Annotated in this window: 4 protein-coding genes; 2 read left to right on the top strand and 2 right to left on the bottom strand. The window is 61.0% G+C overall.

Annotated elements, in window-relative coordinates:
* Nucleotides 1–19: 19 nt before the first annotated feature.
* Complete coding sequence (locus RWR81_RS13700) at nt 20–349, bottom strand: DUF6301 family protein (RefSeq protein WP_399498452.1); 330 nt, start codon at nt 347–349, stop codon at nt 20–22.
* Here RWR81_RS13700 and RWR81_RS12905 point away from each other — a divergent pair.
* Entirely contained in the window at nt 329–1,366 is a 1,038-nt protein-coding gene (locus tag RWR81_RS12905) for a hypothetical protein (protein ID WP_314458124.1), read from the top strand. The genes RWR81_RS13700 and RWR81_RS12905 overlap by 21 nt on opposite strands.
* Before the next feature lie 28 nt (nt 1,367–1,394).
* Complete coding sequence (locus tag RWR81_RS12900) at nt 1,395–2,006, top strand: Imm5 family immunity protein (RefSeq protein ID WP_314458123.1); 612 nt, start codon at nt 1,395–1,397, stop codon at nt 2,004–2,006.
* Nucleotides 2,007–2,318: 312 nt separating this feature from the next.
* Here RWR81_RS12900 and RWR81_RS12895 read toward each other — a convergent pair whose 3' ends face one another.
* Nucleotides 2,319–3,371: a glycosyltransferase gene (locus RWR81_RS12895; protein WP_314458122.1), complete on the bottom strand. Its 1,053-nt coding sequence runs from the start codon at nt 3,369–3,371 to the stop codon at nt 2,319–2,321.
* Between the last annotated feature and the right edge of the window lie 150 nt (nt 3,372–3,521).

Genomic DNA, 3,521 nt, shown 5'->3' with positions numbered 1-3,521 from the left:
CCTCCAACAGCCCGAACCTCTAGGGTAGAGTGGGGCCGTATTTGTTTTCATAGTAGATTGCTTGTGACATGCTGTCTGTCTCGAATGGTGCTTCAATGCGAACTTTAACGAACGTAACTGTGGCGATAAGATGTAGGGAGGTATGACTGGGGAGTGTCCAGTCGACATATGTGCCTGAATCATTTTTTTCTTTGTCGTAAGGCCCGTATACTTTTGATAGAATATCTCTATAGGCTGCGTACGTAGATTGAATCGCTATGGTTGATCTCGATGCGAGTTCCAAAGAGGCTCGGGTGGTTAAGCGAACTCCGATCCCGGAAACGATGTTGTGGTCAGTGGTGTCGATCATGATTGTTCCGCTTTCTTCGCCGTCGCGGCCCTGGCGATGAGCAGTCTGGTGGCACTGGGGTGCCTGTGGCAGGGCATCACTATGGCGCGAGCCATCGGCCCCGAGTTGTTCTACGGCGACGACGCCTCCACCCCCTCTTACTTCGCGGGCCTGCTCGATGCTCTCGCCGCCTTCTGGGACGAGTTGGGCCCTGCCGGCCAGATCCTGATGATCGCCACCGCCGCCATGCTGCTGATGACCGCGGGATGGAGCCTGGCCTTGGCCCTGGCGGTCACCGGAGCCGCCTCCTGGACCATGACCCACGGACGCGGCCTGGCCTCCTTCATCCACGACCCTGCGGCAGCGACCTCCTCATACCTCAGCAACGTCACCGCCGGCCAGTTAGCCTGGGACCTGTTCGACTTCGCCCTGACCTTCATCCCAGGTTCAGTTTTCGGAGCCGGCGCACACACCATCGCCCGCACCACCGCCAGGGACATGGCCGCCAACCGAGCCGCCATGAGACAGGCAGCAGCAGCCAGAACCCAAGCCCAACACGTCGCAGAATCACAAGCAGCACACACACGAGCCGCACGAGTCAAGGAACAACTTCCAGCGACAAAAAGAAATAAACGCAAAGCTGTTTCGTCCGACCGCTACAACGATGCACTCAGTGGCTGGTCAAAAGATCGCCCTCCAGGGTTTCTGGACCCTAATGTCGAGGAGGTGCTTCAAGTCACCGACGAGATGGGACATCCAAGAACTTCACACTATGTAGATCAGGGGGTACCCGGGAAGTATTTTGCATCACATGCCGAACGACAGATGGCACTCAACACTAAATGGCCACGCATTGGCGCATCTAAACCTATGTGTCCAGACTGTCAAGGATGGTTCCGAAGTTTAGCTCAGTATCAGCGCCGAGACTGGTATGCCACCGACCCAGACGGAACATGGATATTCAGAACGGATGGGTCAGTCGTCACATCATCCGGACTTCAAGTGTCTTCAGGCCAACCGATACCTGAGATATATTAAATTTGTAAGGGAAGGAATGACTTAACTTATGATCGACATGCTTGCTGTGAGCAGCGCAATCAATCGAGCGAAAATTGATTTAAGCGCAAGTCCCAAAGGGATTCTTTCGTTGGAAAGTCGAACCGCCATTTGGATTGCAATGAATGACTTTGCCGACGCGGAGGCATCCTATTTAAATCGGACACACCTCAAGGTGCTGTGCGTCAATAAGGTGAAGTCGATATGGACACAGGTGTTTCCAGCAGATTCCAGCATCGATAGGATGCTACAACTAACCCATGCTCTTATGGGGAAAAACGTAGACCCAGGCGCCGCAGAGAACGACGCCTCTCGCTTCCTTCAGAATGTGATAGCAAAATTCGGCTCAAATGCTACTACCAACCCAGCATTAATGGTGGCTGACGCGGCCGCTGCAATGGTGGTTTCCGCTTGTTACCGAAATCCTGACTATGATACTGCAGATAATGATATTGATGATGACGAACTAGCTCCTGACAGCTTTGAAACCAGTTACACGTGTGCCAGCGCTGCCGCGGGAGGCATGAACTGGATGCCTGTAGATCAGGTTGACGTTGATGCGCGTCGCAGTTTCTGGATGTGGTATCTTGATGAAGCCATTCCAGCAGCCCTCAGGAATTAAGTAGGTTCTGCGAAAAGGACTCAACCTCATAGCTGGCATACTACGTGGAGACGGATCGGTTGACGTCAACAGTCAAGGAGCCAATGAGGCTTATTCATAGGGGTGTTTAGGGTGTTTAAGGGGGGATGCCCCTATGTCCAGCAGCAAGAAGCAATGCCCCCACTGGCCAAGGGTTGTGCATACTGCACGAACCCCCGACCCCCATAGAGTACACCCGCCCCTCCTCCAGTATCCCCGACCTTCGTGCAGTGCTGAGCAGGACGTCGGGGATACCCTCAGCCAAGCACCGCAGTGAGTTCGAGCCCCGAGCCTTCAGTGGTCGTACTCGCGGTGGACGCCGCCTCCGACGCTGGCCGCCAGGATGCCGCGGCCCCGGGCCAACAGCCGGGCCCCCTTGGCAGCGTGCTTAGGGCTGCCGATGAGGGTTCCACCGGCTGTCCGCAGGCCGCCGACGACGATACGCACCAGGCCACCAGCGGCGGCCCTGGCCCGGATGGCCGGCTGAGCCCCGCCGCCGGCCAGGGCCAGCTCGACACGCACCGAGGTGGCGGCATGGGATCGCTGCCGTCGCAGGATCCAGGGACGGGTGAGGCGCGAGGCCGGGACGTGGTCGCGCACGCGCGCCTCGTCACACCAGCGGATGACGCCCCCGGCAGCACTCAGCCGGCGGGTGAAGAGCGTGTCCTCTCCCCCGGTGGCCCCGAAGGCCTCGTCGAAGCGCAGCCCGGCCCTGCGCACGAATTCCAGATCGAGCAGCAGGCAGTTGGAGGCCGCCACCGGACGGACCGTGCCGGTGGGCCAGGTCCTGCGCACGAAGAACTCCCCCTGACGCACCCACTCCTCCGGCTCGGCCTCGTAGACGGGGATGACGGGGCCGGCCACCGCCTGGCAGCCGGTGGAGGCCCACAGCCCCACGAGGGCGGCGAGCCAGCCGGGTTCGGGCTCCTCGTCGTCGTCGATGAAGACGAGCAGGTCACGCCCGCCGGTCTCGTCGAGGGCGCGGTTGCGCACCGCAGCCACACCGGGCCGTTCCTCAACGACGTAGCGCAGGCTCACGCTCCCGGACTCCTCGGGCGCCTTCGCGGAGGAACGCACGGCCACCCCGGCGTCGGCCGCTGCGGCGAGGGCGGTCTGGCGCCCGGTGCTCCGGGCGTCGTTGTCGATGACGAGGACCTCGACGTCGCAGACGACCTCACCGGCTGTCTTGTCCGCGTCTATCGCGCCCGCCGCATCGCCCTCGGGTTCGCGGGCCTCGGCGCTCAGGCCGCCGACCAGCTCTCCGGCCTGCGCCAGGACCCCGATGACGGCCCGCTTCAGGTCCTGAGGACGCCGGAAGGTGGGGATGGCGATCGTCAGCCGGTTCATGCGTTCCCCCTGCCGGCCGGTGCCGTGCTCCGCCTGCGGCGGGGGCGGCCGTACTCGCGCACGTGCCCGCCCAGTGCGCCCACGACCATGCCCAGGCCCCCGCGCGAGGAGACCTCATAGCGGGCCTGCGCGGACACATCGCCGCGTAGG

Origin of the sequence: uncultured Actinomyces sp. (assembly GCF_963526355.1) — a bacterium.
Classification (GTDB): domain Bacteria; phylum Actinomycetota; class Actinomycetes; order Actinomycetales; family Actinomycetaceae; genus Actinomyces.
The sequence above is the reverse complement of the archived record's forward strand: the minus strand, read 5'-3'. Positions and strand labels throughout refer to the sequence as shown.